Annotated in this window: 6 protein-coding genes; 4 read left to right on the top strand and 2 right to left on the bottom strand. The window is 67.3% G+C overall.

Going from position 1 to position 5,683, the window contains the following annotated elements; genetic code table 11:
• From hppD to fahA, 3 genes are all read left to right on the top strand, one after another.
• Positions 1-655, top strand: a 655-nt coding sequence (gene hppD, locus ACWIQA_RS07180) for a 4-hydroxyphenylpyruvate dioxygenase (RefSeq protein WP_448582387.1), incomplete at its 5' end; no start/stop codon positions are given.
• The gene (hmgA, locus tag ACWIQA_RS07175) at positions 652-1,926 is read left to right on the top strand and encodes a homogentisate 1,2-dioxygenase (RefSeq protein ID WP_448582386.1); all 1,275 of its coding nucleotides are present in this window, start codon (positions 652-654) and stop codon (positions 1,924-1,926) included. The genes hppD and hmgA, both read left to right, overlap by 4 nt.
• Positions 1,917-3,209 (top strand): fumarylacetoacetase, encoded by a 1,293-nt coding sequence (gene fahA / locus ACWIQA_RS07170; RefSeq protein WP_448582388.1) that lies wholly within the window; start codon positions 1,917-1,919, stop codon positions 3,207-3,209. The genes hmgA and fahA overlap by 10 nt, the downstream gene beginning before the upstream one ends.
• Before the next feature lie 32 nt (positions 3,210-3,241).
• On the opposite strand, the gene ACWIQA_RS07165 is transcribed toward fahA, so the two are convergent.
• On the bottom strand, positions 3,242-3,724 hold the full coding sequence (locus tag ACWIQA_RS07165; protein ID WP_448582385.1) for an SgcJ/EcaC family oxidoreductase: 483 nt from the start codon (positions 3,722-3,724) through the stop codon (positions 3,242-3,244).
• A gap of 171 nt (positions 3,725-3,895) precedes the next feature.
• Between ACWIQA_RS07165 and ACWIQA_RS07160 the strand changes: the two genes are divergently transcribed.
• A complete protein-coding gene (locus tag ACWIQA_RS07160) occupies positions 3,896-4,708 on the top strand; it encodes a universal stress protein (RefSeq protein WP_448582384.1) in 813 nt (270 codons plus the stop codon).
• A 127-nt stretch (positions 4,709-4,835) separates the two neighbouring features.
• On the opposite strand, the gene ACWIQA_RS07155 is transcribed toward ACWIQA_RS07160, so the two are convergent.
• Positions 4,836-5,683: SO2930 family diheme c-type cytochrome (locus tag ACWIQA_RS07155; protein WP_448582383.1), on the bottom strand; the 848-nt coding region annotated here is incomplete at its 5' end.

Raw genomic sequence — 5,683 nt, 5'->3', positions numbered from 1 at the left:
TTTCCGCCCCGTCCCGGGCGCGAGCCGCGAGGACCGGTCGGTCGGCCTCCACACGCTCGACCATCTGACCCACAATGTGGCGAAGGGCGACATGGCAAAATGGGCAGACTGGTATCGCCGCATCTTCAACTTCCGCGAGATCCGCTTCTTCGACATAAGGGGCAAGGCAACCGGGCTTTTTTCGAAGGCGATGACTGCGCCCGACAACAAGATCCGCATTCCCTTGAACGAAAGCCAGGACGAGCATTCCCAGATCGCCGAGTTCCTGCGCGCCTACAATGGCGAGGGAATCCAGCACATCGCTCTTGCAACCGATGATATTTTCGCAACCGTCGACAAGCTCAGGGCCAATGGCATTGCCTTCCAGGACACGCCCGACACCTATTATGAGCTGCTCGATGCGCGGCTGCCCGGCCATGGGCATGATGTGGAAGCCATGCGCGCGCGGCGGATCCTCATCGACGGCGCGCCCGAGACGGGCGGCGGCCTCCTCCTCCAGATCTTCACTGCCAACATGGTCGGGCCCATTTTCTTCGAGATTATCCAGCGGAAGGGCAACGAGGGGTTCGGCGAGGGCAATTTCCAGGCTCTGTTCGAAAGTCTCGAGCTCGACCAGATCCGGCGGGGCGTGCTGCCAGCAGGGATGCGGGCATGAACCGGCCCTTCACGCCTCCCCTTGCTGCACCTGCCGGCTTTGGCAATCATCTTGCAAGCGAGGCTGTCCCTGGCGCGCTTCCCGTCGGGCGCAATTCGCCGCAAAAGCCAGCCTTCGGCCTTTATGCCGAGCAGCTGTCGGGAACGGCATTCACCGCCCCCCGGCATGAGAACCGGCGCAGCTGGCTCTACCGCCGCCGGCCTTCGGCAATGCACCCGCGCTTTGCCGAGGCGCCGCACCCTGGCCTTGCGCCCGCCTCCGCGCTGTCTCCCAACCGCGAGCGCTGGAGTCCCCTGCCGCTCCCCGAGGCCCCAGTCGATTTTCTGGATGGCCTCCTTCTGTGGGCGGCAACTGCAGGCGAAGGGGTTTCGATCTTCCTTTTTGGCTGCAACCGGCCGATGGAGGCCCGCGCTTTCGCCAGCGCCGATGGCGAATGGCTGCTGGTGCCCCAGCAGGGGGTGCTTCATCTCATGACCGAGTTCGGCCCGCTTGTCGTCCCGCCAGGGCAGATCGCGCTCGTCCCGCGCGGCGTCAGGTTCCGGGTCGATGTTGCAGAGCCAGCGCGGGGCTGGGCGCTTGAGAACATGGGCGCTCCCTTCCGCCTGCCCGAGCTCGGGCCGCTTGGCGCCAATGCGCTCGCCAGCCCGCGCGACTTCGAGGCGCCCCAGGCCACGCTCGAAGCCGATCAGCCCACCCGCCTGTTCATGAAGCTCGGCGGCCGGCTGTTCGTAACCAACCTTCCCCACACCCCCTTCGATGTCGCGGCCTGGCACGGCAACCTCGCACCCTTCCGCTATGACCTTGCCCGGTTCAACACCATGGGAACGGTCAGCTTCGACCACCCGGACCCGTCGATCTTCACCGTTCTTACCTCACCGTCCGACACGGCCGGCGTTGCCAACTGCGATTTCGTCATCTTTCCGCCGCGCTGGATGGTCGCGGAAGACACGTTCCGGCCGCCCTGGTTCCACCGCAATGTGATGAGCGAGTTCATGGGCCTCATCTCCGGCGCCTATGACGCCAAGGAAGGCGGCGGGTTCGCACCTGGTGGCAGCTCGCTCCACAACCGGATGTCGGCACACGGGCCTGACCTTGCAAGCTGGCAGCGCGCAAGCGAGGCGGCACTTGCCCCCGTCAGGCTCGACCAGGGCCTTGCTTTCATGTTCGAAACGCGCGCGCCACTTCTCCTCGCCCCAGCCGCTCTCAGCCATGCCAGCCGCCAGGCCGATTATGATTCAGCCTGGAACGGCTTTCCGCCGGCCTGCCTGTGACTCTCGACCAAACCCACGATCCCGCTGCGCGCTCTTGGGTTGCAGGCGCCACCGGCCATCCGCACTTTCCGGTGCAAAACCTGCCGCTGTGCCTGTTCTCAGAGAATGGCAGCGTCCCGCGCGCAGGCGTCGCCATCGGCGACCATGTGCTCGACCTGCCCGCACTGATGGCGGCGGGCCTGGTGCCAGAGCTTGAGGATGCTGTCCTGGAGCTCCTGCACGAACGGCTGAATGAGTTCCTCTCCCTCGGGCGCGAGGCTCGCCTCGCACTTCGCCACGCCCTCTTCGCCCTCCTGACTGACCAGAAGCACGAGGCCAAGGTCACCCCGCACCTGCGCCCAATGGCAGCCGTCAACTTCCATCTGCCGTGCGAAATCGGCGACTACACCGACTTCTACGCTGGCATCCACCATGCCCGCCGCGTGGGGGCGCTGTTCCGGCCCGACAATCCGTTGCTTCCCAACTATCGCCACCTGCCCGTCGCCTACCATGGCCGGGCCTCGTCGGTGGTCATTTCGGGAACGCCGGTCCCCCGGCCCACCGGCCAGCTGGCCGGAGCGGACGGGCCGCGCTTTGCCCCTTCTGCCCGGCTCGACCATGAGCTGGAGCTTGGCATCTGGGTAGGGCCGGGCAACGAACTTGGCACCCCCATCCCGATCGGGAAGGCAGCTTCGCATATCGCCGGCTACTGCCTCCTGAACGACTGGTCCGCGCGCGACATCCAGGCCTGGGAATATCAGCCGCTCGGGCCCTTTCTTGCCAAGAATTTCGCAACCTCGGTGTCGCCCTTTATCGTGACTCCCGAAGCACTCGCCCCCTTCCGCTCTCCGGCCATGCCGCGCGGAGGCGAGGCGCCAGCATTGCTTCCCTATCTCCTCGACTCGGCCGACCAGCAGGCAGGCGGGCTCGACCTCATCGTCGAAGCCCATCTGGAGACGGCCGCGATGCGTGCTGCCGGAATTGCGCCGCTGCGGATCAGCCGGGGGACAAGTCGCGATCTCTACTGGACCCCCGCCCAGATGCTTGCCCACCACACCAGCGGCGGCTGCAATCTTCGGCCCGGAGACCTCCTCGGCAGCGGCACCATTTCAGGCGAAGCGCAGGATGCCGCTGGCTCGCTTCTCGAGCTGACCCAAGGCGGCAAGCAGCCGCTTGCCCTTCCCACCGGCGAGACTCGCACCTTCCTCGAAGCCGGAGACCGGATCATCCTCATCGCCCGGGCCGAGCGCGACGGCTTTGCCCCCATAGGCTTCGGGGAGTGCGCGGGCGAGATCATCGGCTGATCCCGCCCGAGCTGCTCGGCCCCTCTTCGCCCCTACTGGACCGGGGCCGGCCGGACGGAGGAGTGAAGGTGCTGGATCTTCCAGTCCTTGCCGTCCCACTTGTAGATAAAGCTGTAGCGTGCCGGGATGTCGACTCGCTCGCCATTGGCGTTCTTGGCGTTCACCACCCAGTTGCCGGTACGGGTTGCAAGATTGCAGTCGATCATGACGGTCGAGGTTTCGATCCGGCCCACAGGTTCCCCTTTCAGGAAGCCGACGAAATACTCCTCAATCCGGGCCGGCGTCGTGCGCTCGGCGTTGGAGACGGTGGCAAGGAGCGTCGCATCGGGCGCGAACAGGGCTGCGACCTTGGCGGGATCGCGCGTGGCCCAGGCGGCATTGAACCGGTCGAAAAGGGCTTCGACTTGGGCAGTCGTAACCGCAGGGCATCTGCGCGCCGATCGGGCATCGGCCGGAGCTGCGAACGACAGGGCAAGGCTTGAGGCCGCAAGGGCGGCAGCGAGAAAACGGTGCATGACTTCCCCTCGAGACTGAACCCCCGCGTGTGCGGGCGTCTGGGCGATAGGGGAGGTGAGCGATACCGAAGATGAACAGCACCCGGCCTGCGGACAGGAAGAGAAGCCCGCTCTGGACAGGCGCCGGCCGCCGTCGCAAGGGGAGGAGATGCAAAGACCAAGAGGACGCCAATGAAATCGATCCTGCTGCACGTGGCGCCAGATGCCGGCTTTCCCGGCCGCAGGGAGGCAGCGCTTGATGTCGCGCGCACCTTCGGCGGCCATGTCCACTGCCTCCAGCCGCGGCGCATCCCAGCCTATTTCGGCGCCGATGCCGCCGGCTTTGGCGCCGGCGCCGCGCTGGTGGCCGAGCTCATCGAGCAGGAAACAGCGGCCGCCAAGGAAGTACGGGCAAAAATCGAGGCCGAGCTCGCGCGCGAAGACGTGCCTTTCACCTGGGAAGATGCCGTCGGCGAGCCGGCTGATCTTCTGATCGAAGGCTCAATCCTCATGGACGTGATCGTCATGAGCCTGTCCGAGCCTGGCACCACGCCGCAGGCCTCCGTTGCCGAAGTGCTGGTGCGCGCCGAAACACCCGTTCTCGCCCTGCCGCCAGGCCATGTCGGGTTCGACTGCACCAGGCCTGCTGTCGTCGCCTGGAAGCAGAGCATGGAAAGTGCGAAGGCGCTGCGGGCAGCCGTGCCGCTTCTGGCGCGTGCGGCGGCCGTGACCGTGGTGGTGGTCGACCCTCCTGAAGGCGGGGACCTGCCGCCGACAGAGGCTGCCCAATATCTGGCCCGCCACGGCATCTCGGCAGACCTCGAGGACCGCCGCACGGGCGGCCAGGGCGTCGCGGAAACGCTGGCACAAGCGGTCCGGGATCTCGGCGCCCAATGGATGGTGATGGGGGCCTATAGCCGCTCGCGCACCATCGAGTTCCTGCTCGGCGGAGTGACCCGAGACTTTCTCGATTCAAGCCCGGTGCCACTGGTGATGGCGCACTAGGGCCGGAGCGGGCGCGAGGCGAAGCTTCGCCGCCCGACTCTGCGAAGGCGCAGCCGGCACGCAGGCCCGGCGGGCTTTGCCGGCAACCGCGGGCCGCAAGGGACCGACCGCACGTCCCGCCCGCAACTCAGGGCCGAAGCGATTGGATCCAGGCGCGCACGAGCGCGATTCCTTTCTCATCAACCAGGGTGCGGCCGAGTTCTGGCATCATCACGCCCGGCTCTGTCGATTGCATGCGAAAAAGAAGGATCGAGCGCTCGGGGTGGCCGGGTGCGATGGCAACGTCGCGCCCGCCCGAGCCGCGCCCGGCGGCAACCGGCCGCTTGCCGATGCCAAGCGCAACCGGGTCCGCTTCCTCCCAGTCGAGAAAGAGACCCGAGTTGGACGCGCTCCCGGCCCGCGCATGGCAATGGCCGCAATTGGCATCAAGCCACGCCCGCGCTCGCCCCGCAAGCGGAGCGGCAATGTCATCAGGGCGGGGGAGTGCGCGCACAGCCGCCAGCCGTTCGGCGCCATCAAGAAGGCCCAGGCGGGCAAGGCGGGCGAGATCGCCGGTCGCCGCGAGATTGCGGGCCTTCACTCCAAGCGGCTGGAGCGCGTTGCCAACCGCGTGGCAGGTCTTGCACTGGTTCACGTTGGGCACGGCCCAGGCGAGCGCGCGGGTCTCGCCCTCGACGGCGACGCGGACCGGCACCCGGGCGCCCGCGCGCCGGAGCCGGGCCTCGCGGCCATCGGCATCCCACACATAGGGCAGCGCCACCCAGCCTTCGGCCCGACGCACGAGAAGCCGCGTCTCCATGGTGACGGCAGGCCCGGCGGCCGACGCGGGGTAGACGAAGCTCTTCACGAGCACCGTGCCGACGGGAAGGTCGAGGAGCCCGTCGCCAACGAGGCGCGCCCGCGCGCCGGGGGGAAGGGCGATGGCGCGGGCCTTCTCCGCGTGGTCCGAGAAGAGGGGGGCGGTAACCGTGTAGG

This window comes from Thermaurantiacus sp., assembly GCF_053487655.1.
This window is presented reverse-complemented; position numbering and strand designations above follow the sequence as displayed.